The organism is Pseudoalteromonas sp. KS88 (genome assembly GCF_004766475.1).
GTDB lineage: Bacteria > Pseudomonadota > Gammaproteobacteria > Enterobacterales > Alteromonadaceae > Pseudoalteromonas.
Map to the genome: position 1 here is coordinate 19,457 of NZ_PYHV01000011.1, position 26,391 is coordinate 45,847.

Consider the following 26,391-nt stretch of genomic DNA (forward strand, 5'->3'; position numbering starts at 1 on the left):
GAATTTTTTAATACACTGATCTCATTATAGAGACACCTGCTTAAAAGGCCAGATTTGCTTTATGTCAAATAAAATAAAAAAACAATCTCTGTTGGGGAAAACGCCACAGCGAAATAAAACGCAAAAGTCTTCAGCGAAGAAAACAACCGCAGCCACAGCTCAAAGTACTGCCAATACAGCGAATAATGTGAGTGCGGATGAAAACAAGCCAAAAAGCCGAAAATTAATAATAAGTTTAATTGTTATCGTATTAGGCTTTTTAATTACGCCAAAACCACAATTGATAACTTATCAGAAGCTAGGTTTAGTTACCCAGAGTGTCTATTGGCCAGGCCTATTCGGCTATGGTGCCAATCTATTTGACTCTAGCTTGCAGCCTAGAGCCGATCTGGAGCGCAATACAATTTACCTTTGCCAAGACCTTAAGCAACCAGCTACATGCCAAAAGTACCGAGTAACAGAAAAAAGTGGCTTTTTTGCCGCGATGAAAAAACTTATTTTGGATTAATAAAACTAATCTGAAAATTACAAAATTACTTGGTTGAAAGCTGTGTAAAAGATCACCATAATGGCGCTCCTTTTTCACCACAAGTACACTGAAACGACCATGTTAAACGAGCTAGATTGGCTTTTAAATTTTATTCTGTTAGCCCTTGGATTAGGGGCGCTATTTATCAATCAACTAACTTTACTACGTATTGCAGCTGTTAGCGCCTGCGTATTACTGTTTTTATCGTTTAGTTTAGACTTAATGTCTTCGAGTGTTATTTCAAATATGAGCTTAGTGTTGATCAATACATTCTACCTGTTCAAAGTTTATACTTTTGGGCAACTAAATGTAACGACGAATTAATATCTCTCCCAAGATAATTTTATACCTCGCTGAGATGACTCACCGAGGTATTTTTTTATCTGCTCAATGACTAAAAAGGTGAACTAGGCTAAAATCCGCTACGTATAAAGCTAATTTAAGGTGACCTATGTCAGTATCTGATTTTGATTTATTTTTATCATCCATGGAAGATGTAAAGCCGTTAAATCATGACACGGTCAAATTACAACACTCAAAGACGGCCCCTTCTTTATCACAACAAGAAAAGAGAAAAGCAGCTGAAGCAGATTTATCGGTTGATGAGAATTACCTTCGTAGTGAGCGCGTAGAGCTTTTACCCCCAGATTCACTTTTAAGTTATAAAAATGCGGGTGTCCAGGATGGTGTATTTAAAAATCTACGCTTAGCGAAGTACCAAGTTGACGCCACGCTAGATCTACACGGGCAGCCGTTAAAGTCCGCTAGAGAATCATTATTCGATTTTATCACTGACTGCCAAGCAAGAAATATCCGCGTAGTTTTAATACGCCACGGTATTGGTATTAAAAATAAGAAAACACCAGGTATATTAAAAAGTTACACCAACAAATGGTTACAAGAGCTAGATTACGTTTTAGCATTTCACACAGCATTAAAGCAGCACGGCGGTATAGGTGCTACCTATGTTTTACTGAAAAAGAGTGATGAGAAAAAACATGAGAATCGAGAGCGCCATGCTAAGCGCTGAGCTCTCGCAACGGGTATGATTAATCCTGTTGGGTGATTTCAGCTTGATTTGGCTCATCGGCATTAGCCTGATTAAACCATGCTGATACACCCATAAGGATGACTGATAGAACAATGAGACTAAATTTAACGCCGCCTTGTTGGTGTTTCATAGTTAACCTTGTTTTTATTATTATTTTTTCGCAACACATCTACAATAACTAAAATCACACATGTTAACAACATGTATACACCATGAATTGTTCAAATTTTAATAACCTTTTGTTCTATCAACCTGATGATTTAGTTCTAACCCTTTATCGAGGAGTTGGACATTGTCTGCTATTTGCTTTGCTACATTGGCAATACTCGACAAAGCAGCGCAGTGTGGAGTGACTGTAATTGCATCATGAGACCAAAATGGATGCTCTTTCGGCAATGGTTCTTGCCTAAAAACATCTAAGGTCGCTGCGCGTATAACGTTATTGTCAAGTGCCCAAATTAAGTCCTCTTCAACAACATGCTTACCACGAGCCACATTGATCACAACGCCATGCTCAGGAAGCTGAGTTAATAGCGCTTTATCAATAATATTTTCAGTGTGGGCCGTTAAAGGTAATAAGCATACGAGGTAATCTGCTTTAGATAAAATATTTGTCAGTCCTTCTTGGCTATGAACGCAGGTTACATCAGTAAATTGTTTCGGGCTTTGTGAAAAAGCACTTACGACTAATTTATTGGCAAGTAAGCGTTTAGCGCAGTGCTGGCCTAATTGGCCAAAGCCCAAAAATACTACATGGTTAAATTTATGTGCTCGTTTGGGTTGCCAAAGCTGAGCTTGCTGCTTACTAAAATACTCTTTTAATTTCAGTTTTTGCGCTAGAATGTGAGTTAACACGTATTCAGCCATATCATCGGCTAATGCGTCATCAACGATTCGTGTAACCACAACATCATCAGCTAACAAGTCTAAGTTTATACTATCAACCCCAGCGCCGAATGATGAGACAGCTTTAAGATTGGGTAATTGTTGCCACATTTGCTCAGGCGCAAGCCATGCAACGACAAATTCTACAGTATGTAAATTACGACAATGTGGCCACAGCGAGATTTCCACATCGGGTAAGTATGTTTGCAGTGTGTTAACTAACTTTTTGCAGTCTCGGTTACTAATCGCGATGAGTAAGTGCATATTTTTCTCTACCGTTTTTTTTCATTATATTAAACACTTCAATAAACACCAATGTTAAATACCCTCTTTAAAAAGTCATACAACTGCAACCTAACTGTCATAGCAAACTTTTAATCTGTTCGTATATTGATCACCAAAGACAATGAGGTAATTATGATCAGTGTTGATAAAGTCATTGCGGCTAACCTTCCACAATTAGAAAACTCTCCGAAGGTAAAAGGGTTAGTTAAAAAAGGGTTGGGTTACTTACTCCATGAGCAAGAGTTTGTTGCATTTGGCGATGCTTACCCACATTTAGAAGGTATCGAGTTTGTAGAGCAAGTATTAGATGAGCTTGACTTTGATACCCGCTATAAGCCTAAGCAAATCGAGAATATTCCCAGTGAGGGCAAGCTAGTAATTGTTGCTAACCACCCTATCGGATCATTAGATGCTTTAGCGTTGATCAAAGTTTTATTTAGTGCCCGAAAAGATTTAAAAGTAGTTGCTAATCGAATGTTGATGTCAGTAACGCCTATGCATTCTTTACTATTACCTGTCGATAACCTCTCTGGCACCAGTAAGAAGAAAGAGCTAAGCAATATTCATAAGCATCTTAAAGATGAGGGCGCTATTTTAATTTTTCCTGCTGGGGAAGTCTCTCGCCTAAGCCCAACGGGCATCAAAGATTGCAAGTGGAATAGCGGCTTTCTTCGCATAGCTAAAAAAGCGAACTGCGCCATTTTACCCATTTTTATCAAGGCAAAAAATAGTCCATTATTTTATGGCACATCCATGATTTACAAGCCATTGGCTAGCTTATTGTTAGTGAAGGAAATGTTTAAACAACGACAAAAATCTCTTGAGTTTGAAATAGGCGCATCAATTCCTCCTGAATCGTATTTAATTGAAAACTTGAAAGATAAAGAAGTCGTTAACCTCATTAGAAAGCAGCTATACCGATTGGTAAGTAAAAAAACACTTCCTCTAAAAACACAAACCCCAATTGCATCATCTGAGTGTAAAAAAGAACTTAAAAAGGCCATTGAGGCTTGTCAGTTACTCGGAACAACGAGCGACGGTATGAAAATATATTTGTACCAATACCAAGGAAGCTCCGCCATTTTTAGAGAGTTGGGTCGTTTGCGCGAAATATCGTTTCGCACAGTGGGTGAAGGCAGTGGAAAGCGCCGTGATATCGATAAATATGATATGGACTATCAGCATCTCGTCTTATGGGATCCAAACCAACTCGAGTTAGTAGGAGCATACCGTCTAGCATGTGCACAGGAAGTTATTAATAAACAGGGACGAAAAGGGTTATACACGGATAGCTTATTTTCTTATAGTGATGAGATGACCCCTTATTTTGCAGCAGGCATTGAGCTTGGTCGTAGTTTCGTGCAACCTAAATATTGGGGACGCAAAAGCTTAGATTATTTATGGTACGGTATCGGAGCATTTATACAAAACTACCCCCAGTATCGTTATCTCTATGGTGCTGTCAGTGTATCTAATGCACTACCTGATCAGGCTAAAGCCATGTTGGTTCATTACTACCAGCATTACTATGGTACAAAAGACATAATTGCCACGCCAAACAATGAATTTAAACCGACAGAGCAGCAGCTTAAACAATGCCAAAGCATTTTTTGCGGTGATGATATCAAAGAGGACTTTGTTGAGCTTAAACATATTCTTGCCAACATGGGGGCACAAGTTCCTACCTTGTTTAAGCAATACACAGAATTGTGTGAGCCTGGTGGCGTGCAGTTTTTAAGTTTTAGCGTAGACCCAGAGTTCAATAACTGTATTGATGGGCTGGTATTAGTGGATCTTAAAAAAGTCAAAGCAAGTAAAGCAAAACGCTATTTGGGCAAAGCGACCTTATAATTTAAAACCCCACAACCTAATGTTGTGGGGTAACTCAGAAACAATGTTCAAATATCTTTTATGCATCTTTGTGTTTATTCAAGGATTCTTCTATTCCACTCTTCACAGCTTTTTTTACTATGATATAGACAATATAAAATGGTATCAGTGCAACCAAAAATATTGAAACTAAAACGAGCAACGTACCTAAAATACCTAAACCTGATATGCCCATACGATAACCTTTATTTGTATAATTAACTAAAAATACAGCGCATCTTTTGATCGATACTCTTCATATGTATGTAAAGTTAAGCTTAAGTCTACTTACAGAAAAATTAGTAGTATCAGATAAACTATGGGGTCAATCTGTTTAGTGACTACATACTCACCAATAATAGAAATTAACTTTTCTTTAAACTAACTCCGACTCTCACATACTCGGTTCTCAATTTTGTGATAAACATTATACTTTTACTGAGTTTTACAAAATTGACTATAAAGCCAAAATAGTAATGAGTGAGAACAGGTATTTCTGATTCTGTAACTAGAAAATATCTGATTACTTACAGAAAGCTTACCCAAAAAAGTAACAAAGATGTAAGCAACTGTCAAACTGGCTAACATCGAAAAAGAGTAGTTAACAAAGTTGTATAAATGGATTCAATTTTAACTAAGTCGTCAATTGGCACATGTTCATTGACTTGATGAATTGTATTATTTCGGACCCCGCATTCAATCACTTGGGTATGATTATTAGCAAAAAAGCGCCCATCAGATGTGCCACCACTGGTGCTTAATAGAGGATAGCTTCCTGTCACACTCAATACTGCTTGCTCTACATGCGCTAATAAACAATTTTGAGACTGGTGGCTGGTATAAAATGATTCACACGGACGCTCCCATTCTATATTGAGGTTTTGCGCTAAATCGCCAAGCACAAATTGAATTTCATTTTTTATATCAGCGCTTTTATAGCCGTGGCTGTATCGCACATTAAACGTTACCTCACACTGAGCTGGCACCATATTGTCAACCACATTGTCGATGTTGATCCCGGTAATTTGCAGGCTAGTATTGGAACCTGGCTCATCGCAAGACCAATCAATGTTAGTTAGGCGTTTAACTACGTCTGCACTTAAGTGAGCTGCATTAATCGTATTTTCGGGATAGGCAACATGACCTGCCTTTCCTTTTATATTTAAACGCGCTGACAGCGCACCACGTCGTCCATTCTTTATTGTATCACCAACATGTAAATTACTCGTTGGTTCACCCACAATACAACCATCTAGCTTAACTCCTTGTTGAGCTAGACGCTCCGCAATTAATAAAGAGCCATATTCGGCCTCCCCCTCTTCATCTGAGGTAATTAGCCAATAAAAGGTGCCTTTTTTAGCTTCTTTATTAACAACTAACTGCTCAGTTGCACGCAGCATAGCAGCCACACCTCCTTTCATGTCAGCAGCACCGCGTCCATAAACAGCGTCGTTTAAAATAGCGCCAGAGAAAGGTGCCACACACCAATGTTCAGCTGTGGCTGGAACAACATCAATATGCCCCGAAAAAGCATAAATAGGCCCGTCACCAAAATGTATTTTAGCGATTAAATTAGTCACATTATTAAACGTAAATTGCTCACACTCAAAACCAAGTCTATCTAGTTGGCTTTCTAACCAATCAATAGCACCCGCTTGGTACGGAGTCACAGAATTAAATTTAATCAGCGTCTGTAAGTAATCAACAACTGCTTGGGCTTCATTCTCTTTAGCAAATAATGTAGGTTGAATAGATAACGTCATCAGAATCACACCTATTAACATAGAAGTGTTTATTACACCGTGATTTTATGACCGCTTAATGACTCCCCTCTTCTATAAAGGCTTCTTGCGTAACTTTAGCAATATTTTTATCTTCTTTGGTTAGGCGTGTTCGTTGCCAGCGCCCATTGCAAAACCACAGGTAAGATAATAAAGCTACAGCAATATTGGTCACAGCAAACGAGTACCAAATACCGTGATCACCTAATAGTGTGTGCTTTGATAAAATATATGCAACAGGAAACTGAACCACACACTGAGAGAATAAGGCCAGTAACATCGCGTTTAACATATTGCCCGACGCTCTAAATGCTGCGACAACACAAAGCTGCACCCCAATCCCACCCCATGTTAAGCTCATTACCCTTATGAAATGTGCACCTTGGTTTATAACATCTGGATCATCAGGAATAAAAAATGCCACCAGCGCTGAAGCAAAAAAGTAAGCAAGCCCACCAATGATTGATAATCCAATTAACCCCCATAAGACGGCAAGTTTGGTAATTTGCGCTGCACGTTTCACATTGCCAGCCCCCATGTTTTGCCCAACCAAGGTCGATACAGCCATCGACAATCCCATGGCTGGGATCATTATCATTTGTAGCACATTCGAACCCACGCCATACGCCGCGATGGTTTGAGTACCAAAGCTCGCTACCAAAAATGACATAATAATTAAACCAAATGCACGGGTAGATAACTCAACAGAGCCTGGCGCACCTAAAACAAAAGCCTGCTTTATATAGGCTAAATCAGGAATAAAGCTTGATAAGCTTAATTGAATACCATGGCGACCGCGCATAAATATAATAACACCAGTCAATGCAGCAAGGCTTTGCGTAACGAGCGTTGCTAACGCTGCGCCCATTACGCCATATCCCTTAAAATCACCAAAACCAAAAATAAATAAAGGGTCAAGCACAAAGTTTAGTAAAACTGTACAACTAACAATGATTAAAGGCACCTTCGTTTGGCCAATCCCCCGCATTAATGCTTGGAACATGGCATAAATAAAAACAAAAACTACACCAATAAAGGATACATGCATAAACTTCAACGCATCGTCGTAAACAACTTCGTCAACTCCTAACAACGTTAAAAAATATGGCGATAAAGTGTATCCAATCAGACCCAATACACTGGCGGTGATTGTCACCATTAGCATAGTTTGAGCAGCAACATGATTTACTTTTTCTTGTTGCCCCGCTCCCATATATTGAGCAGATAAAATAGCACCAGCCATTGCCAGTCCAGAACCTATCGCAATAACTAAAAATGTAACTGGCATACTCACTGATACAGCAGCCACTTGAGCGGCGCCTAATCGGCCAACCCAAAACGCATCTGTCAATTGATAAGCTGACTGCAAGATATTGATAAGAATAATCGGTATCGCGAGCTTTGTAAGCGCTTTGGCGATAGACCCATTAAGAAAAAGTGAAGTGGTTTGATTCATAGCATGCCTTATTTAGGCGCTTATTATAACGCAAAACCATGACCTAAAGATGAACAGTTCGAAATCCATCGACGTCAATATATTTCTATAACAAGTGGACAAAAACTTAATCTAAATCAAACAAACTTATGACGTCGCAATTGTGCTTAATAAACCTTGATCTAGAACAGTTTTTTATTTTTAAGTTGATTGATAATGGTCGCAATTCAAAAATAGTCGTTCTCGGAGAACAGCATGAAAAAACAACTTAGCGCAGCGTTATTTACATCACTATTAATCGCGTCTCCTTTTGCAAGTGCAAACCTGAGTGTTAATGTCGGTGCTATTAATGTAAACCCTGACAATACCAACTCAGCGATTAATGAAAATACAGCATTAGGCTTAAAAGCAGACTCAGATACCCAGTTAGGTATTACTGTTGATTACGCATTAAATGATAACTGGGTGTTAGAGTTAGTGGCTGCAACCCCTTTCTCTCATGACGTAAATGGCGCAGGCGGTTTAGCAGGCAATAAAATTGCAACAATCAAGCATCTACCACCTTCATTGTTTGCTCAATATCATTTTTTAGACAGTCAATCAGCATTTCGTCCATTTGTAGGCGTTGGTGTTAACTACACAGTGTTTTTTGATGAAGAGCCATCAGCAGCACTCAAATCAGTACTTGCCACAGATGATGTTGAAGTAAAACTTGATAACTCATTTGGTTTAGCAGCACAAGCTGGCTTTAATTACATGTTTGATAAAAACTGGGGCCTACACGCGATGGTGTCTGTAATGGATATTGAAACTGATGCTACTGTGTATGCAAATGGCGCAAAGGCACTTACCTCAACAGTTAAGATTGACCCTGTGGTAGCTATGCTAGGTGTAAAGTACAGCTTCTAAGATTACGCACTAACAAAAAAAGGCCGCAAGGCCTTTTTTTATGCAATTAAGAAGGCAAGTTTGTTACCTTCTTTTGCTCTAGCATTTCTTTCCAATGCATTACCTCAGCAGGTAAAATTGGAGCAACATCATTAAACCCAGCCACTTCGAGCATTTCCTCAACACTCACAACTCCTTTTTTACGCTTAAACACACCACGGACATAAGCAATTGCATGTAACCCACTTTTAGAATGAAACTTCTGTTCAATATAAAAGTATTTGTGGTCCCAACCAACTAAGCGCGTGCTAATGGTATAACGCTGCATCGGCTTAATATCACGTATATATGTAATGGCAGTTGCATTAACTATTGGAAACCAGCGCTTTTTCAATATAGGCCCTAATAAACCGACTCGCTCTGTCATCCACGTACGCGCTAAGTCCATCATAGCTAAGTAGCGAGAATTAGTGAGGTGTAAGTTTATATCACAGTCGGTAGGGAGCGCTTTATACTCGATATCAACAGTATCCAATAACGATTGGTAGTGTCGGTTACGTTTAATCTTAAAAAACAGCAATAAAAGGCGAAAATAAAGGTTCACGATAAAGGTCTTACCAGTCAAGAATAGCTCGAGTGTAACACAGTAAGTTGCATTGGAGAATAATCTACTCTAATCTCAACTATATGATGAGAAAGAGTATACATAAAAATGACTAAATTAACTTTCACGACCGCGATAGCTTGTGTAATGTTTAGCAGTTCTGTTTGGGCTGACTTTGATTACCTTGGTGAAGGTCAAGTTCGCTACCCAACGGGTGTAGAAAAGCCATTTTCATTTGGCTTTGGTTGGAATGAAGCCGAGGGTAAATTTAAGATTGGTAGTAAAAGCTATGCGATGCAGTTACCTGAGTCGTACTCTATCGCTATAACCCTATCTAAAGACGAAGAGCAAATTTGGGTTCAAGAATTTAACAATGGCTTCATCGAAACATTTAATTGGCAAATTGGTGAGCATTCACTACAACTTAAAAAGAGTAAATTCAAGGATCCTGTAAAAGGTGATTATGTAATTAGCCTTGATAATAAAGATTACTTTTTTGCACGTAATAATATCAGTATAACTGTTAAGTTTAACAATGATGGCATTGATAGAATTGCTATTGATGGTGTAACAAAAGACATGGGCACTAAACAATAGCGCCCATTAAAGGGTTAAACTTTTACTGTTTTACGGTTAATTCCATAGTCGCGCAGTTTGTTTGCAACAGCGGTATGGCTCAAACCTAAGCGTTTTGCGAGTTGACGTGAGCTTGGGTAAGCCGGATAAAGTTTACGAAGCAACGTCGCCTCAAATCGTTTAACAGCTTGATCAAGCGACCCCTCGAAATCCGATTCCAAATACCCTAAATCGTGAGTAAACGTAGGTAATTGCAAATGCTCAACTCTGAGTTCATTATCATCTAAAAGTGATACAGCTCTGTAAATCGCATTTTCGAGTTGGCGTACATTACCTGGCCACGGGTAATCTTGTAAAAACGTTAAACACTCTGCCGATAATTCAGGTATTGCATGGCCATTTTGCTGTGCATACTTTTGTATAAAGTGCTCAGCAAGCGGGCCAACATCGGCCTTTCTATCACGCAGCGGAGCTATCTCAAGGGTTAATACGTTTATCCGATAATATAAGTCTTCTCTAAACGCACCTTCTTGAACCATCGCGGGCAAATCTTTTTGCGTTGCAGCAATGATGCGAACATTTACTTTTACTTCGTTCTCATCGCCTACTTTTCTAAACGTACCGTCTTGTAAAAATCGGAGCAATTTAGTTTGCAACTGAGTCGACATTTCCCCAACTTCATCTAAAAACACCGTACCGCCGTCAGCCTGCTCTAATACACCACGCTTAGGAGCAGCATTTTCTTCATAGCCTGCATAACCAAAGAGCTCCGACTCTGCAACATCATCAGGCAAAGACGCACACGACAACGCAATAAACGGTTTAACTGAACGGTTGGAAGCATAATGACACGCACGAGCTAACAACTCTTTACCTGTGCCCGTTTCACCTGTGATTAATATGGGAGCTTCAAGCTGCGCCATTTTACGGGCTTCTCGCACAACTCTGCGCATTGCAGTGCTAAAGTTATGAATAGTTGCAAAGCTCTCTTGACCATAACGTCTAAACGCACTGACTTGCTGGCCTAGACGACTTTGAGATTTTATGTTTATTACTGCACCGGCAAGCACATCGCCTTCAGCACCTTGCGGCACTGAAATTGGTAAGATATCGGCAATAAAGTCTTCACCAGCAACTTCAACGCGCGTTGTTTGGCCAAGCACTTCTTTACTTTCTAGCCAACGGGTAAAATTAAACCCTTTAAGTAAGTTATTAATATTTGAGCCAATAACTTCTTTTTCTGTTAATTGTAAATCTTTACATGCAGCGTCATTGCAAAGTCTAACCCAGCCTTTGGCATCAATTGAAATTACTCCGTCAGGCAAGGCTCTTAAAAGCGTATTTAGTTCGTTATGTTCACGCTCAGAAGGTAAGAATGCAGTTGTTCGAACATCCATAACGCCTTCAATCAAACGAATTGAAGGCATGATTTTTTGAAATTGTTCAAATTCAATAGGCGGGAAACTTACATACATACGGCAGTTAACTGAATCAACCTCAATACCTTTTAAGTCAACTTGGTAGTTCACTAAAATATTAAGTATTTCTTGAGCAATACCAATCCGGTCTGCACAGTGTATATCTAAACGCATTTCACCCTCAAAAAAGAGAAAACCAATATTCCGCGAATAATACGCGAACAAAGCGAATGAGGATAGTATATCGTAAAGATTTTTGGACGATTACACTTTATATTTTAAATTAAGCCATTTCCTATAGGCTTCATGTAGTTTTAGTACTAACCTTAAAGGTACATTTTCACACTTTGTGATTTGTTGCCATTTTAAGAATAAGCAAAATAATTTACACTTAAAAAACATACAACAACAATATATTAATGTTAACGAGACTAATTTGCACAATATACGAACTATAACTCTGCCTTGTCTTATTATTATTTTTATCAGTGCATGTAAGGTAGAAGACCCTTACGAGACTGAGGAAACTCAGAGTCAACAAACTGAAATTCAACTGCGCGAGCAATACTTTCAAAATACAGACTCTGTTACCGTCACTATTTTGAATGAAAATAATGAAGCTGCGAGTAATGTTTCCGTAAAATTAAATGGTGTTGTGTATATAAGTGACAATGCAGGCAAAATATCGCTTAAAAACATGCCTTATGGAAATTACCGGTTAGATATAAATGCATCTAATTATTTGCCCCATATTGAAACACTGAGTATAAGTAACACTTCCAATTCAAAAACAATCACACTCCTTAGCAAAAAAACAAATGAAGTAGAGCTACTCTTTGCTGGCGACACAATGTTTGGTCGTCGCTACCTCGACCCCTCACTTTCAACAATGTCAGCTGATATTCCAAATATAGATGAAGCGTTAATTAGACCTTCTAGTGCAAGTGAAGATGCTAAAAAGCTATCACAATACGTAGCCCCTTTATTTTTAGCTGCTGACTTTGCCTCTGTTAATTTAGAAAGTCCTGTTACTGGGACTCCACAAACAGTACATCCAACTAAAGAGTTTGCTTTTTTCTCGTTACCTGAAACATTGCAAGGATTAACAGACATAGGGATCGACTACGTAGCTCTTGGTAATAATCACGTTTACGACTTTTTAGAAGACGGACTTGATGACACAATTATTGAAGTCAATAACGCTGGGTTTGCTCACAGTGGTGCTGGTAAGAATAATCAAGAGTCTTATGCGCCAAAGTTACTGGATGTTGGCACGATTAAATTAGGTTTATTTTCAGCTACATCAATTCCTGGGAACGAGCACGAAATAAACTATGTGTCCAGCGAAACGAAAGGAGGGGCTGCTGATTTAACCAATACACCATTAGTGATTAATGCGGTTGAAGATACGATAACCAACAGCGATTACTCAATTGTACAAATGCATGGCGGCGATGAGTATTCTTACTCTCCTACCCCTTATATTGAAAGTCGATTTGAAACGATTGCTAAATACGGCGTTAATCTTTTGATTGCACACCACCCGCACGTTGCTCAAGGCTTTGCAATGTATGATGGTGTACCTGCTATTTTAGGCCTTGGTAACTTTATGTTTGATCAAGACCGATTGGAAACCTTATTGGGTGTTGCCGTGATGGTTAAGGTTGACACAGACAGTAGTTCCCCGACAAAACGTGGAGTAGTTTATCCTGTTTATGTAGAAGGGTATCAACCTAAATTCACACATGGATTTTTAAGTAACTATTTAATCCGCCGACTCGCAAGCCTTTCGGACGATAACATCACTTTAATCCCTAGAGATGGGTATGCTGATTTATACTTTAGTAAAAACCAAATGCAAGTAACTCAACACACTGAAACAGTTTCACTAAGCGCAGAGCAGAGTATGATTGATTTACGCGATTATGCCCCCTCAACAGCCGCTTTTTTATCTAAAATAGAAATAATAGAAGGCGATGCCCCCACATCCCTTAAGTTCGGCCGTGACATGATGATATTTGGCGACTTTGAAGATTGGGATAATGATGATGAACAACTTGAGGTTGCAAGATGGGATCACAGTGGCGATAGCGTCACGCCCTGTATAAGTAATGTTCGAAGTGGTCTTCAAGCCTTGTGTTCATCACGAACACAGTTTGATAATACGCCTTCAATAATTCCGTTCAGACAAACAATACGTACAATGGAATTTTATGATAACAATGGTCAAACACAAGCATTTAAAGACTTCAGCTTAATTGGCTATATGAAAGGCGAGAACGCAGGTAGATTAGAGCTAAAGTTAGTCACGACTACTGCAGAAGATGCGCTAGAGTTCTCTACAGAGTATAGCGATATCGCACAAGCAGGAACATACTCATGGCAAGCATTTAATTACAATTTTACGTTACCAGCAGACACAACTACATTAGGTCCAGAAAATCTGCCAGCACGTGGGGTGAAAGTAACCTTTAGACATTTTCCTCCCAGCAACGATGAAGCCAGCTTAGCATTAGACGATATTGCGATGGTGTCGTGGCAAGATAAGCTCGTAATTGATGAAGGCGTTTGGCAAACAAAAAAAATGCATGGGTTTGATTTTTTATACGCCGATTCCAGCACACCTGTCACATACAAGCTTACATTTAGCACTTTTAACTAACGTACTTTCATTGGATCTTCTGTGGCTTTAAAGCACCAACTATCACTATTGCAACGCCAGAAAAATTTCTGGCTAATAATGATGTTATTTAGCACCATTATAGTTGCCAATTCACTCTCACTTTTTCATTCTGTGAATGCGTTGTTATATAGCCAACTTGCTCATTTAACACAGAGTCAGCAAAGTGAAGTCGTGCTTATTGAAAGCGAGCACCTGAGCCGCGAACACACTGAAATAGTTAAACAATTACAAACCTATGAACCAAGCCATATCATTGTTGTGTCAAATGAGCAGCTACAATTAAATAACGATGTGAGCAAATCTGATCAAAAGACTGTTTATTATCCGCACCCAGATAATGACTACTGCCTGCCCACTTTAAATGATTGGGCTGGTTATAACATTGAAATTACATCATCGGATAAGACTCGCTGTCATTCTATTTGGCCCCTTCTATTTAAAACCCAAAATACGACTGCATTAGTCAATTTTGAACTAGCCCCGGCTGCATTACCTAAGTTTTCAGCTGAACGCCTTATGGCAATGGACATTATGGCCAGTCAATTACAAAATAAGTTCATAATTTTAGGGCAAAAAAATGCAGGGTTAGGGGTTTCACTTAATGCACCTAAGCTTTCGCAGAGCACAAATTACCTTTTACTTGTGGCCTATATTGCAGACACACTGCAAAAAGAAAACGCAGTGCTAATTGTTCAACCGTGGCAAAGTACATTGTTATTTTTATGTCTTTCTATCACGCTGTTATTTGCTTATCAAAAGCTATCAATTGTTTACAGCCTAGTTTTAGCCTCTGTATTGAGTATTGCGTGGTTTGGACTTAGTTATTTTGTTTTATTTTTTCAGTACGTTTTTCTGCCTGTAGGTCAAATGATTGTTTTGACATTTTATACCTTGCTTTGGGTTGTTGTTATAAGAAAACTAAATGAAGAATATGAGCTTGTTAATTTAATTGGAAACATACAGCAAAAAATGATTGGCCGATATTTACCTCAATCGTTTATCTCGCAAAGTTCACCATGGGACTCAATCACGCGCTTAATTAGTCAACAATTAGCATTAAACAAATCAATTTTTTTAGCCCGTAAAGAGGGTGAACATCGCCTGTCAGAGATCAGAGCTGTCAACTGCCACCTTACTGATATACAAGAGATGCGACGTGACTACAAACGCCCTCCATACTCTGACGCTTTAAAAGCATTGACCGTCATCGCCATAGAAAGACCATTCTTTGAAGAATTAGGTGAGGGTGAAGTTCAATACATAGTGCCATTAACTTATGCAGGCGACGTTCGCGGTTTTTGGGCAATGACCGTAACCCCTAATGAGGATTTTAATCAACAAGCCTTTGAAAAAAATGTTAATGCATTTGCAGGTCAAGTAGGTGAATTACTGTTCCATTATCGGATATATGAATCACAAACGAGTATCAATAATAGCACCCTATCGCGATTACTTACTCTAACTCTTCAAGAGCCTTTAAGCCAAAAAGTAAAAACGTCGATTACTGAAATGGAGCAAAAGTTAACAACCCTAGAGCATGTTTTTAATCATATTCGATCTGCCACTATACTCTTTAATTTATTTGGCCAAGTCGTACAAATAAATAAAGCATTAGAGGAGCTAGCTTCACGTCATCAATTTTCAATATTTGAAATGACAGCATTAGATTTACTTTGCCAAGTAACTAATTTAGATATTGAAACTGCAAAAGGAAAGTTACGTTACATCACACTTCAAAAGGGCGAAATTTACCTAGAAGCTCAACTCGATAATCAAGTTTACATCCTTAATGTTAGAGCTGTGGACTCTGCCAGCGTGCAGAGCGCATCAGGGGAGCCATTTCAAGTCTCAGGGATATTGTTTGAATTTGTCGACATTGCCTCTTTAATATCTCAAATGCCTAACAGCAAACAGTTAATTGATGCCCTAAATAGGCAGCAGCCATTAACAACAAGTTTAATGGAGTAATTTAACCTGTGGGTGATTTAATTTTACACTTGTTTCCATCTGGAGGTGGACTTGGTCAGTCGGTGATTACCACTGTATGGATTGGTATCACCGTTGTATGTTTACTCAACTTACGCTTTGGCTTCCCTTTAACCGGGTTAGTTGTTCCGGGTTACCTTGTACCACTTCTTATTGTAAGCCCTACCTCTGCTGGCGTTATTATTATTGAATCTGTCGTGGTGTATGGCTTGATGCGCTTTAGCGCTAAATACATTATGGAAAAATTTGGCTACGGGGAAATGTTTGGCCGAGATCGGTTTTTCGCTATTATCTTAATTAGTATTTTAGTCCGTGTAGTTATGGACACCCTTTTTTGGCCATTAATTGCCAATATCCTAAGCGGTTGGGATATTACTTTTGACTACTCTTCACAGCTTTATTCACTTGGCTTAGTTATTATCGCATTAACCGCAAACGTAATGTGGAACGGCGGTTTTAAATACGGCATGAAAGTGACCATTATTCAGCTTGTTATTACCTATTTACTAGTGCGCTATGCACTCATGCCAATGACCAATTTTAGCATTGCTAACCTTGCTATAATGTATGAAGCGGTTGCTGCTTCAATTATTGCTGCGCCTAAAGCGTACATCATTCTAGTAATAACGGCATTTTTTGCATCCAGAGCGAATATAAAATATGGCTGGGAATTTAATGGCATCATGTTGCCTGCTTTACTTGCTTTACAATTAATGCAACCAACCAAGTTACTCACCTCTTTTGCCGAAACAGCCATTATATTAATTATTGGCGCATCATTACTTAACTATACAAGATTAAGGAATGCCAATATTGAAGGCGCTCGACTATTATTGTTTTTCTTTAACATTGGTTTTATTTATAAACTCTTTTTAAACTATTTTGTTGTCCATTATTACCCTGAGATAAAAGTAACTGACACCTTTGCCTTTGGTTATATGTTATCTACTTTATTAGCTTTAAAAATATACCAAAAAAGTGCGTTAGGTCTCGTCATAAGAGCGACGTTTCAAACGTCAATTGTTGGTGGTTCGTTAGCAATTGCCATTGGTTTTCTTATTATGTTTATCCCTTCTTTATTTATAGATACCGGCGTTAATAGCTTTAGCCCAACCCAACAAACGAGTACCTTGAGCCAACAAATTAGTGAGTATAAAAGCTATTTGTACACCGATAGCAAAGACACTGTAGAATTGAGCCTTTACCAAGTAAACCAAGACAAAAACAATTTTAAGTACGCAATTAATGAAATAAACAAAGCCCCCGATAATTTACAGAACATACAGAATAACCTACCACGTTTCGCTAAACTCGGTTTTCAACTTCAATTTGATGAACGGTTTATTTATATCCGTGATACGAGAAAAACCTCTCAACGAGGATTTTTTGTTATTGCGCGCAACCCTTCAGCAAACTTTATAGTCACAGTGCCTTATCCAACGTCGGAAAGCCTTGCAAGTGATTCCGCAGGTCATATTTTTGAGCATTTTTCAGCTCAAGCTATGGTATTTGGTACAAGCTTAACACCCAGTGCAAAACTCTCTCAAAATAATCAACAGAGTGATTATTATTATGCATTCATTGAGGCGATGGATCTTGAGCAAATATTTCAAGTGCGCGAGGTAAATAACCGCAGCAGCCGCTTACTAGCAAAAACCACGTTAGGTGCGTCGAGCCAATATTGGATATATAACCAGATCCCCAGCGAATTGAGCCAACGATTAGTTCAGCAGCTGCTTGGTTATCAAGGGACATTCTTCGGTCTAGCAACAACAAGCTCCTTGCCCGATCAAAATTTTAAAGGTCAATTATTTGAAGCTTTCTTAAGTCGTGAAAACTACACTACGTTATTAGCTAATATTGCTCGCGATAATCAAGGAGAAGCAAAAAATGAAATCGCCTACGTCAATAAATCGCTAAACGAATTGGTGGATTTTTATTCAGACTATATTACCGCAAAAGGAAGTGGCCAGTATAAACCATTATCACCTAATCAAGCGGCTTTATGGGAGTTTGAAATTTTACGCCCGCTGTACAATTTAAAAGCCAGCCTAAGTGAAAAAATGGTCGATGGTGATGTAGTAAATCTACTCAAGCAGGTTAATTCGACGGTTAGGTTAATGGGCTACCAGTTAAGCTTGGTTCGTAATGGCCAAGGCCGTTTCCTCCTAATTGCGCCTAGTTTAGAAGGCCCTGCACTTGGGTATGGCCAAGGAGTATATTTTTTAAATCTCAATAATAGTGAGCGATTAAATATCCAAGTCCCTCGGCCATTATTTGAAAGTAATACACTTAAATTTGCGACTGAGTTATTTATTGCCAGTAAAGCTGAACAGCTTATGATTGCTGGCGCTCATCCATATGCGCATCCGCAAGCAAATGTATTAGCGCCAAACAATATTGACGCACTTTTTAATGTTGTTCATCAAAGCTACCTTAGGTATGCACAAAACCAGCATGTACTTAATTTACAAATTCGTAGTCATAGTGCCCCATCGTGGATTAGACCCACAGCACTGGCATTTCAGTCTACTCAAGCAGGCAGTAGCTATAAGGCACTTATTGATGCCCTTGATAGTGGCCTAAACACTTTGTCGGTAAACTATCAAACAGTATTAGGTCAAACTGCAACAAGAGGGCTTGAATTAGGCACTTCACCACAATCTGGCTATCAAGTATTTACGTCACAAAGTGAACTTGCAACATTGTGGCTAGCATCTGACTTTAAAAAACAATTTTCAGTTAATCAGCAAAGTTTATTACAACGCTTGCTGGCAATATCTGCTCAACCCTATGTAAAAACAATAAATATCAGCACACTGTCACCAAATGACTGGGCCGATTTAAGCTTTAATCAAGAACAGCATTTTAATGACGTACTGCAACAGTATGGTAGTTCACAACGCTTAACAGTACTGGCACAACTATGTAAGCCCATTAATAACTGCACCTTACAAACTATAGAGTTTGAAGGCCAACAAGAATATGCCCTCGCTATACTCTTAAATTCAAAGTTGCTCGCTATTTTTAATCCAGTGACAAACCGATTAACCGATCAATCACGTTTTAACACCATGATGATGGAAGGCACTTATGCAATTTATTAAGCGCTTTTTTAAGCTTATAGTATTATTAACATTGTTAATTACCGCTGGCTTTTCATTGTTTAGCTTTTATCTTTGGTTAAAATCTGCCGAGCCTATAACCGCTCGCTCAGACGATGAAACTCGCTCTAATGTCCAGTGGCTATCCACTGAAAAGCCCTTAATTTTTGCATACTCACCATCACGTACCCGCTCTATTCGAGTGCTCTCAAATGCCATATTTCAGCAACAGCTCAATCTCGATACACCTATTAATTATGCCATTGAGTACTCATTAAATGACGAGCAAAACAAACCTATTAAAACCCGTATTTACCATCATGCAACTAAATTAACGCCAGCCGATGACGAGCACCAAATAAAGCAAATTATTGAACAGCGTGAGGCTTTACACGTTTCATCTGGGCAATCGTTTTATATTAGCTCACAACAACTTGAGGGTGTTTTTTCAATTTCCTTAAGATTAATCCCAGAGGACCCTAACGTCAAAGGTGTTGTCGTCAGAGTGCATGCAAAGACCATCAATAATGCCCAAGATCAAGATAGCGCTTGGTTAAAACTACCAATAGAAAGACGTGAGCGAGCTACAAATTATTTAAGTCTTGGTGTTAATGCTTTATCAGAGTCAGAAATGAGTAGTGCAGTTGCGTTCAAGTGGTTAAAGCTTGCGCCACAAGGAATACCAAGCATCGATTTTAAATCAGATATTTTATACGAAACCTTACCTTACAATGTCGTAACGTATGATTTCAGCCAACAACAACTAAATCTAGACGATTACTATACCGATCAGCACCTTTGTGCAAGTATCAAAATAGAACAACCAGATAGTTTAATTTTCACGCAAAACAACACGGCAAAAATCGACCTAGTTTGGTACGATTTGCATCAATTTGTTGCACCGAAAACAGTTAGTTTTGGACAATATGAGCAAACAACTCAGTTCATTACCGAACCTCTACTGCCAGGCTTAGTGACTATTTGCAGTACTCAAAGCACATTGACTAACTGGTCATTTAAATCAATGCAGCCGCTACTCACATCGCAAGATGGTTTTTATAAAATCAGCGAAACAATTAACGCTCGCTACACCCTTGAAGCAAATAGTGACATTAATATTGAGCTACGGGCTCCCCGAAACAGCCAAGCGATAGTCGTGGTATATGATATAAATAAAAAGGAAATAGAAAGGTTTAACGTATTTTATGACGGTGAAACATCACAATTTGACCGAATTATTCTCGATACAACACAGCGCCAACTAACTAAAAAAGCCAAAGCATTATATTTACGTGTTGGGGAAAAAGCGGCCAGCCTAGAAGTTATTTCAAATCAACCTGCTCTGATAAGAGTCAAGTCTCGTAATAGTGATTTTAATTACCAACGAACTGTGTGTCACACCGTTTGTGAAGAAACACCAGACTTTTACAATATTGCTGCTTGGTATGAGCAACAAGCAGATAATCACTATAGCTTCACTGATAACGACGCTTACATAAACATCCGCGTTTTTGAAGAACCACCAGAAGTCATTATCGAAGACACCTTTTACCAATCAAGAGAACTTTTTTCAGTTCTACCAATATCCAACGTGGCCTTAATAAATAGCCCCAAAAAATACTTTGCACCGTTAACTGAACCTACCCCTTTTAACTACGAAAAAGTGCAATCACACCTGTTGATACAAACATCAGCACAAGCCCCGGATACTATTGCCGCCAATATTGTGTATCAAGAAAATAAAAATAGCGCTAAAGAGATTGATTTAAAAGACACTGATTTTAATAACTTAACCCACATTAAAACAACGGCTAAAGCTATTTATCAAAACTGGCAAGGTCCAAGGCCATGGATTAAACAACGTTTATATAAATTAGCAGCGAATAAAACGCTCACCTTGAACTACCCGTCACTTCGACCAAAAAGTGTTGTAGTGAAAGCCTATAGCTCAAAAATAAATCAGCCCGTCATACTTAATATTGCACAAAGTGCTCGTTATCAACGAGGTTTAACAGATGAATATAGCCTAAAAAGCAAACGGTTACGTTTATTACCAAGCGCTCTGAGTGATGCATTCCTGATACACCCTAAAGACAGCACACTATATGCCTACCCTGCTATTACTAATCAAATCACCAGTGATATAAGGGCTATTAATGATATTACGTTGAGCAGTGATAAAACGATTTGGATTGCCATACTTGAAGAGTATGAAAATGAAGAACAAAGAATAAGGTGGTGGAACGATGAAACTCTTTAAACCAACCCTACTTTTAAGCTTATTTTTGAGCTTTGCATTAAGCGCAACAGGACCTAGTGTTGCCGATAATTATGCCACTTTAAAACAACAGCTTAGTCAGTGGCTGACAAATCAAAGAGTGATGCAGTTAAATTATCATCTAAATGCAGAAATAATCTTGGATGATAAACATGAATTAATTTCCGGCGCTCTCATACGCTATAGCATGCGCGAAGAACCCTGTATTATCTATGCACCACACCGTTATTTTGACAAATACACTTTTGACATTGCAGAGGCATTATCCGCACAGTGCCAAGTACTCATAGCCAATACAAAACACCGAAATACCCTAAACAAGCTGGGAGTTAAAGCCGATTTAGGTAAGTCCCGTTACAGTGTTGCAAATGCATTCATCGAATCGTACGCCAGTACTGTGCCAGCGACCCGTATTTATCAAATTCATGGTTTTGATGAAAAGAAACGTCGCACAGAGCAAGCTCAAGCTCTTGATGTCATTATCAGTCAGGGGGCACGGCCGCCCTCGGCAAAAGTGAAAAAAATAAGCCGTTGCTTCAATGAACGCTTAAAACTCAAAAGCGCCGTCTACCCATTAGAAGTAGCCGAGCTAGGTGGTACTAAAAATATTTTAAACAGTATTACATTGCCAAAAAATGAATTTTTCCATATTGAACTTAGTTATTCATTACGTAAAAAACTTATTCAACAGCCTAAATTAATGAGTGGACTAAAAAAATGTATTTCACTGTGATTGTCTTTATTTTTAGCCTTTTCTCTTTAGTGAGCACTTATGCATTTGCTAGTAACGACAACGTCTTAAACTCTCCGACTTGGGTAAATGTTGGGTCAGAACTCACACTAAAAGAAAAACAACATTCAAACTTTTTTGAAGCGAAGCAGAGCCAGCATTTGTGGTTACCTAAAGGACAATGGCTTGAACTTGAAAGTAGTCACTTTAATATATTTATTCTTAGCGCCGGTACCAGTCACCTTGCGCAACAAAGGTTGAACCAACAGCGTGATTTTACCTGTAAAAAATCACGCTGCCAGCTGCCTAGCCAACCATACAACCGAATTATTAAAATAACGAATCATTTAGATGTTGGTAAAACGTTTAATGTCATGGTGGGTAAAAATTTGCGGCACAGCGATAGCTTTCTCCACGCAATAAAACTCCCTAGGCATATTACACGTCTTACTTATGGTCAAAATATTGAGTATTATTATCACTTTAAAGCTGGTGAGCAGGTTAAGTTATACTTTCAACATGCTAAAAAACTAAAAATATCAGTGCGTAAAGATTTACTCAGTCATGATATTAACGGCAAAGTATATGCTTCTATTAATGAGAGGCCCGCTGCAATTATTAGTGTATTAGCCAGTAGAGCAAATGAATACCCGTCACAGCACATTGGATTAGCCAATGCTGATTATATCGCCATTGAAAAAGGTGAATATTTAACACTTCGAAGCGAAACGGCTGCTTATATAAAGGTCGAACAAAGTCATCACGCTCTATATGACGATCAAGCATTGGATAAACTAGAGGAAAAGTACTTCCAACCATTTTGGATCAATAATCTAGATAAAACACTGAAAAAAATATATGTAAATCACGATTTATCGGCTGTTAATTCGAGTGTTTATCAAAAAAATAACGCGCTTGCCCAGCGTCGTTATCAAGACCTTTTAAAAACAATTTCAACCAGTCATTACTTAATGCCCAACGCCCATAATAACATTATTTTTAATAGCCGATTCGAACACTTTGATAGCTTAAGTGGCATGCGTATTGTTGATGATACTGGCTACCCTGTACTGACAAAAGAGTATGCTCAAGTACATTCTCTAAAAGCACAACCTCATCATTTTGATCTTAAAACAAAACAACGCGTCAAGCCTACAATCACATTGCATGCCCGCAGTCACATTGACACCCATATTTTAGTTAGCAGTGGTAATCAACAATGGCATTTAAACCTATTAAAAAGCGACAAGTTTGCAACATTTGAATTAGCTATTCCCTTAGCCACCAGCTCAATAAAAATCCAAAACCTGCAACCACAACGTAAGCCCATAGAATATGTAATGCAAAGTTCACAATTGTTAGACTTACCAAACAATGAGCTACTTTATTTGCAACCTGGTAAGTTAATAGAAAAAAGCCCTATCATCAGCCAGCTCCTTAAAGATAAGCTGGCTTTAATGGGCGACGAATACATTAACACTTTAGTCCCCTACAACCCGCAAATTGTAAGTGTAAAAGAAACGCAACAGCAACAAGTGCACTGGCATAACCAGCTTGCAAAAGCACATGACTTAAGTAAAAGTGACCCGTTAAAATCACTACAATTACTAAAATCATTAGTAAATGCAACAAACCCAACCATTGCAATAAAAGCATGGCAACTGCGCATTGCATTATTATCACAACAAGGCAGAGGTGTACTGGCTAAAAGCTATCTTGAGGGATTATATAAAAGCACCGCAACTCCAACACTTAAAAAATATGCTGCACAAGCGCTACTAGAAAAATACATCAACCTAAAGCAAGACTATAAACTGCTAGGCTTGTGTGCTGATGCAGCCAATACAATAAATACGTGTCAACATACTATGGTAAAGCTTGCCATTAAACAGCAGCGCCACCTGCTAGCACTGTGGCTTAGCCACAATCTAATAACTGATCCAAAATTAAAAAATAGTTACGCGCGTTTAAATTGGCGTAAGTACGCTAAAGCAGATAGTAATCAAACAGCTTATTCTTTAGCACATATAGGCAGCAACACCTTAATTAGCCCAAATGGTTTATTTCAGACTTATGTTTTAAACAACCAACAAGGAGTTACTATAAGTGCAACAGATAAACCGGTGACATTCGCCATAAGAGCCCGCAGTCAGAGTGTCCAAAATGGTCAATATAAAATGAGCTGGATGTTCGCCACCAAAGGTCAACAACAAAGCATATTGCCCATTTATTCAGATATAAGCTCAACGACAGCACGAGAAGATACTGGGCAATTGCTATCTATTGCCAGTGAAAGCTTAGTTACTTTACAGCCAGGCGAGTCTGTTCGACTACACAGTGATAACCCTGCATATATAAGTTTAAAGGTTTTACCTGCGCTTTTATTAGAAGATTTTGTTTTTCAAGACATGGCTACGGCTCATTATTGGCAGCAGTCATTTCTTGATTTGGTTTACGATCCCTCTAAAAATGAAAAAGCATTATTAAACAACACTTTATTCAAACTATCTGGTAATACTCTTGGTATAAATGAGTATACACAAGCGCTCGCCAAATTAAGAACTGTCACCTTGCCTGAAAGCCTTGAACCACTACTATCTCGGGTGCAAAGTTATGGTCAATGGACACCCCTTGAGGAATACGCGGACTTTGCTGGCACCCAGTTGCTTACGGTTGATTCGCTCAGTGAAGCAAGTTTTAGCGATCAGTTATCACGCAGTAGTAGTAAGCATGACTTTAAGAGCGGGTTATTGCTGCGCCCATTACACAGTCTAAATTTAGACTTATCGCAAACCCGTTCAGATCAAATACGTTTGAATTTTCACTTTTCTAATGCAGAGCTATCACAAGGAAATATAGCTAATATTGCAATCAATCTAGGTGATACTACAAAAACATGGTCTGTTGAGCCAGACAAGGTGACTGCATTTGGGTTCAATAAATCGGAACTTGTAAACAATGTCATTTCATTGCATTGGCTCAATCCTTACTTATCGCAGATTATAACCTTGAATGCACAGGAGTATCGTCATGGGCATTGGTATGATCTTCCTCTACCAAAAAAGCTACTCTTTTACACGGTACTACCAAACCAACCGTTAATTGCAAAACTACCTGCGGATAGATTGGTAAAGCTTGAGCAAATGCTTAAGGGCAATGAGAGTAATGGGTATAAGCAACGTATTGAGCGAACTTTTTTTCATCCAGCTGGAAAAGTCGAAGTCACTACAGATAAATTAAAATACGTCAGACTCTACACATGGCAATTGAGAGACTCACACCATAAAATTTCAAGTTATCAACCCCAACCCCAGCTTGAAGGTGACATATTGACCTATATATTACCTGAGCAAACACACACTTTGCACAGTGAAATCGCCACCTTTAAGCCTGAAGAAATAAACTGGCAAGCGTTTGTTAAGTATAACCGCCGTGGTATATTTGAAACCAGTGAAGACATTCCAACTCGCCATAGTTTAGATCTCGGAGCGCGACTTCGCCTTGCCGACGATGAAAACTGGTATCGTTTAGACTTAACATATTCATTCAGCGAGCAAGACGCTGACATACTTTCTATCGACGGCTACCATGCTTGGCAAGACCATGATAGCCCGTGGTATATAGACAGTGCATTACAAACCTCTTGGCAACCTAGTAAAGGTAAACTTTCAAGTCAATACGGTATAAATGCCTATATTCAAATTGGTCAAATTTGGCGAATAGACCAAAGCCACCGGCATCAATGGCAGGTGAGCCCTTTTTATAGTTATAGCAGTGCCTCCCTTGATGACTTTTTATTTGATTCGAATTTAAACTCCGACATCTATAATTTTTACCGTGAGGATCACCCTTATGGATGGCGAGGAGAATACCAATATCGCTATCAACCTTGGGTTGATGGTTATGTTAACTTTATGGCGGGCAGCACCAGTAACGCTGATTGGACGAGCTTAGATTTATTACGCTTTGGAAGCTCATGGAGTCAATTTTACCGAGGCCACATCTTTCAGGCAGGCTTAACCAGTTATTATAAATTTGCCGATGATGATAGGCCGAATAGCACGTGGCAATATATCACCAGCCTAGGTTGGCGCAAACAAGTGCATTTAGGTAACTTTTCTCAAGGCTGGATAAAATTACGTTGGGATCAGGATTGGTTTCGAAATGATCACAATGTGAGCTTAGAGTTCTCTACTGGCAATATATCAGACACTGGTTTAAGTGTTTTCTCCCATGATGAAATCATCTTTGAATCACTGCAACTCAATCACTTTTTAGAGCAAGATTAG

Annotated in this window: 18 protein-coding genes; 12 read left to right on the forward strand and 6 right to left on the reverse strand. The window is 38.8% G+C overall.

Annotated elements, in window-relative coordinates; genetic code table 11:
- The first annotated feature begins 61 nt into the window (after window positions 1-61).
- The 3 genes from C7Y70_RS07110 (at window position 62) to smrA (ending at window position 1,559) form a co-directional block, all read left to right on the forward strand.
- Window positions 62-508: a hypothetical protein gene (locus C7Y70_RS07110; protein WP_135473979.1), complete on the forward strand. Its 447-nt coding sequence runs from the start codon at window positions 62-64 to the stop codon at window positions 506-508.
- A gap of 99 nt (window positions 509-607) precedes the next feature.
- The gene (locus C7Y70_RS07115) at window positions 608-853 is read left to right on the forward strand and encodes a hypothetical protein (protein ID WP_058559944.1); all 246 of its coding nucleotides are present in this window, start codon (window positions 608-610) and stop codon (window positions 851-853) included.
- Between the two features lie 127 nt (window positions 854-980).
- On the forward strand, window positions 981-1,559 hold the full coding sequence (smrA, locus tag C7Y70_RS07120) for a DNA endonuclease SmrA (protein ID WP_099294572.1): 579 nt from the start codon (window positions 981-983) through the stop codon (window positions 1,557-1,559).
- Window positions 1,560-1,578: 19 nt separating this feature from the next.
- Here the strand turns inward: smrA and C7Y70_RS20745 are convergent, their stop codons facing one another.
- The gene (locus C7Y70_RS20745; protein WP_256827023.1) at window positions 1,579-1,710 is read right to left on the reverse strand and encodes a hypothetical protein; all 132 of its coding nucleotides are present in this window, start codon (window positions 1,708-1,710) and stop codon (window positions 1,579-1,581) included.
- Window positions 1,711-1,808: 98 nt separating this feature from the next.
- Window positions 1,809-2,729: a glyoxylate/hydroxypyruvate reductase A gene (locus C7Y70_RS07125; protein ID WP_135473981.1), complete on the reverse strand. Its 921-nt coding sequence runs from the start codon at window positions 2,727-2,729 to the stop codon at window positions 1,809-1,811.
- 153 nt (window positions 2,730-2,882) lie between these two features.
- Between C7Y70_RS07125 and C7Y70_RS07130 the strand changes: the two genes are divergently transcribed.
- On the forward strand, window positions 2,883-4,601 hold the full coding sequence (locus C7Y70_RS07130) for a GNAT family N-acyltransferase (RefSeq protein ID WP_099294568.1): 1,719 nt from the start codon (window positions 2,883-2,885) through the stop codon (window positions 4,599-4,601).
- 599 nt (window positions 4,602-5,200) lie between these two features.
- Here C7Y70_RS07130 and dapE read toward each other — a convergent pair.
- Both dapE and C7Y70_RS07140 read right to left on the reverse strand, forming a co-directional pair.
- The gene (gene dapE, locus C7Y70_RS07135) at window positions 5,201-6,382 is read right to left on the reverse strand and encodes a succinyl-diaminopimelate desuccinylase (RefSeq protein WP_135473983.1); all 1,182 of its coding nucleotides are present in this window, start codon (window positions 6,380-6,382) and stop codon (window positions 5,201-5,203) included.
- Between the two features lie 55 nt (window positions 6,383-6,437).
- Window positions 6,438-7,856 (reverse strand): MATE family efflux transporter, encoded by a 1,419-nt coding sequence (locus C7Y70_RS07140; protein ID WP_135473985.1) that lies wholly within the window; start codon window positions 7,854-7,856, stop codon window positions 6,438-6,440.
- A 234-nt stretch (window positions 7,857-8,090) separates the two neighbouring features.
- Between C7Y70_RS07140 and C7Y70_RS07145 the strand changes: the two genes are divergently transcribed.
- Window positions 8,091-8,744 (forward strand): OmpW family outer membrane protein, encoded by a 654-nt coding sequence (locus tag C7Y70_RS07145; RefSeq protein WP_099294560.1) that lies wholly within the window; start codon window positions 8,091-8,093, stop codon window positions 8,742-8,744.
- Window positions 8,745-8,790: 46 nt separating this feature from the next.
- Here C7Y70_RS07145 and C7Y70_RS07150 read toward each other — a convergent pair whose 3' ends face one another.
- Complete coding sequence (locus C7Y70_RS07150; protein WP_135473987.1) at window positions 8,791-9,327, reverse strand: thioesterase family protein; 537 nt, start codon at window positions 9,325-9,327, stop codon at window positions 8,791-8,793.
- Between the two features lie 108 nt (window positions 9,328-9,435).
- Here C7Y70_RS07150 and C7Y70_RS07155 point away from each other — a divergent pair, with 108 nt between their 5' ends.
- Window positions 9,436-9,924 (forward strand): hypothetical protein, encoded by a 489-nt coding sequence (locus tag C7Y70_RS07155; protein WP_099294556.1) that lies wholly within the window; start codon window positions 9,436-9,438, stop codon window positions 9,922-9,924.
- A 14-nt stretch (window positions 9,925-9,938) separates the two neighbouring features.
- On the opposite strand, the gene tyrR is transcribed toward C7Y70_RS07155, so the two are convergent.
- Window positions 9,939-11,495: a transcriptional regulator TyrR gene (tyrR, locus tag C7Y70_RS07160; RefSeq protein WP_135473989.1), complete on the reverse strand. Its 1,557-nt coding sequence runs from the start codon at window positions 11,493-11,495 to the stop codon at window positions 9,939-9,941.
- 262 nt (window positions 11,496-11,757) lie between these two features.
- Here tyrR and C7Y70_RS07165 point away from each other — a divergent pair, with 262 nt between their 5' ends.
- From C7Y70_RS07165 to C7Y70_RS07190, 6 genes are all read left to right on the forward strand, one after another.
- Entirely contained in the window at window positions 11,758-13,983 is a 2,226-nt protein-coding gene (locus C7Y70_RS07165) for a CapA family protein (protein WP_245321404.1), read from the forward strand.
- Between the two features lie 78 nt (window positions 13,984-14,061).
- Window positions 14,062-15,972: a hypothetical protein gene (locus C7Y70_RS07170; RefSeq protein ID WP_135473991.1), complete on the forward strand. Its 1,911-nt coding sequence runs from the start codon at window positions 14,062-14,064 to the stop codon at window positions 15,970-15,972.
- Window positions 15,973-15,980: 8 nt separating this feature from the next.
- Window positions 15,981-19,097, forward strand: a complete 3,117-nt coding sequence (locus C7Y70_RS07175; protein WP_135473993.1) for a poly-gamma-glutamate biosynthesis protein PgsC/CapC — start codon at window positions 15,981-15,983, stop codon at window positions 19,095-19,097.
- Window positions 19,084-21,354: a hypothetical protein gene (locus C7Y70_RS07180; RefSeq protein WP_135473995.1), complete on the forward strand. Its 2,271-nt coding sequence runs from the start codon at window positions 19,084-19,086 to the stop codon at window positions 21,352-21,354. The genes C7Y70_RS07175 and C7Y70_RS07180 overlap by 14 nt, the downstream gene beginning before the upstream one ends.
- Window positions 21,341-22,105: a hypothetical protein gene (locus tag C7Y70_RS07185; RefSeq protein ID WP_135473997.1), complete on the forward strand. Its 765-nt coding sequence runs from the start codon at window positions 21,341-21,343 to the stop codon at window positions 22,103-22,105. Before C7Y70_RS07180 ends, C7Y70_RS07185 begins: the two co-directional genes overlap by 14 nt.
- Window positions 22,090-26,391: an autotransporter outer membrane beta-barrel domain-containing protein gene (locus tag C7Y70_RS07190; protein ID WP_135473999.1), complete on the forward strand. Its 4,302-nt coding sequence runs from the start codon at window positions 22,090-22,092 to the stop codon at window positions 26,389-26,391. Before C7Y70_RS07185 ends, C7Y70_RS07190 begins: the two co-directional genes overlap by 16 nt.

What these genes read in the sequence shown, in the direction of transcription:
- C7Y70_RS07115 (WP_058559944.1), top strand. Translation starts at nt 608, where the DNA reads ATGTTAAACGAGCTAGATTGGCTTTTAAATTTTATTCTGTTAGCCCTT.
- C7Y70_RS20745 (WP_256827023.1), bottom strand. Translation starts at nt 1,710, where the DNA reads ATGAAACACCAACAAGGCGGCGTTAAATTTAGTCTCATTGTTCTATCA.
- tyrR (WP_135473989.1), bottom strand. Translation starts at nt 11,495, where the DNA reads ATGCGTTTAGATATACACTGTGCAGACCGGATTGGTATTGCTCAAGAA.
- C7Y70_RS07170 (WP_135473991.1), top strand. Translation starts at nt 14,062, where the DNA reads ATGATGTTATTTAGCACCATTATAGTTGCCAATTCACTCTCACTTTTT.
- dapE (WP_135473983.1), bottom strand. Translation starts at nt 6,382, where the DNA reads ATGACGTTATCTATTCAACCTACATTATTTGCTAAAGAGAATGAAGCC.
- C7Y70_RS07125 (WP_135473981.1), bottom strand. Translation starts at nt 2,729, where the DNA reads ATGCACTTACTCATCGCGATTAGTAACCGAGACTGCAAAAAGTTAGTT.
- C7Y70_RS07190 (WP_135473999.1), top strand. Translation starts at nt 22,090, where the DNA reads ATGTATTTCACTGTGATTGTCTTTATTTTTAGCCTTTTCTCTTTAGTG.
- C7Y70_RS07140 (WP_135473985.1), bottom strand. Translation starts at nt 7,856, where the DNA reads ATGAATCAAACCACTTCACTTTTTCTTAATGGGTCTATCGCCAAAGCG.
- C7Y70_RS07185 (WP_135473997.1), top strand. Translation starts at nt 21,341, where the DNA reads ATGAAACTCTTTAAACCAACCCTACTTTTAAGCTTATTTTTGAGCTTT.
- smrA (WP_099294572.1), top strand. Translation starts at nt 981, where the DNA reads ATGTCAGTATCTGATTTTGATTTATTTTTATCATCCATGGAAGATGTA.
- C7Y70_RS07110 (WP_135473979.1), top strand. Translation starts at nt 62, where the DNA reads ATGTCAAATAAAATAAAAAAACAATCTCTGTTGGGGAAAACGCCACAG.
- C7Y70_RS07180 (WP_135473995.1), top strand. Translation starts at nt 19,084, where the DNA reads ATGCAATTTATTAAGCGCTTTTTTAAGCTTATAGTATTATTAACATTG.
- C7Y70_RS07155 (WP_099294556.1), top strand. Translation starts at nt 9,436, where the DNA reads ATGACTAAATTAACTTTCACGACCGCGATAGCTTGTGTAATGTTTAGC.
- C7Y70_RS07130 (WP_099294568.1), top strand. Translation starts at nt 2,883, where the DNA reads ATGATCAGTGTTGATAAAGTCATTGCGGCTAACCTTCCACAATTAGAA.
- C7Y70_RS07145 (WP_099294560.1), top strand. Translation starts at nt 8,091, where the DNA reads ATGAAAAAACAACTTAGCGCAGCGTTATTTACATCACTATTAATCGCG.